Below are 540 nucleotides of genomic sequence, written 5' to 3'. Positions count from 1 at the left end.
GTCACCCTCAAAGATTCTATTCCAAGTGTTTTAGGCATTTTTAGAAATACACTTCCTCAAGAGAACAAAATCACTAAAATATGTCCTGCTTCAGTCGAAAGCATACAATCATACACCTATGACGACTTTGAGGTTCTAAAACAGAATTTAGCACTGTTTCAAGACCGTAATAGCAAGGATATGCCTGCATCTGTCGATGCGCTCCTATTAGCATCTTCAGAGATTAGTGTTATTCAATTAACCAAATCAAAAATATTAATGCTTACACTGATTGATAAGGAAATGAGTACAGAAAACCTTATCAATCAAAAACAGCTTGTCACTACATACCGTGGCGTTCCAATTTATAAATATGAGGACCCTACTATTTTTTCTACCATCCTTACTCCTCTGGTACCTCCATTTGAGGCTAATTATTTTTTTGAGCTTGGAGGTTTTATTGGATTCTCTAAAAATCAAGAAGGGCTACATACTCTAATTGCAAATTACAAAAACGGAAGTATATTATCTAAAACCCCTGCATTTCAAAAATTATCAGAA

General features: G+C 34.6%; 1 protein-coding gene. It reads left to right on the top strand.

The features are described from left to right. The coding region (locus SM447_RS29845; protein ID WP_474576200.1) for a hypothetical protein at positions 1-540 on the top strand (540 nt) is incomplete at both ends.

The sequence above is a fragment of the Micromonospora aridisoli genome (assembly GCF_056150025.1).
This window is presented reverse-complemented; position numbering and strand designations above follow the sequence as displayed.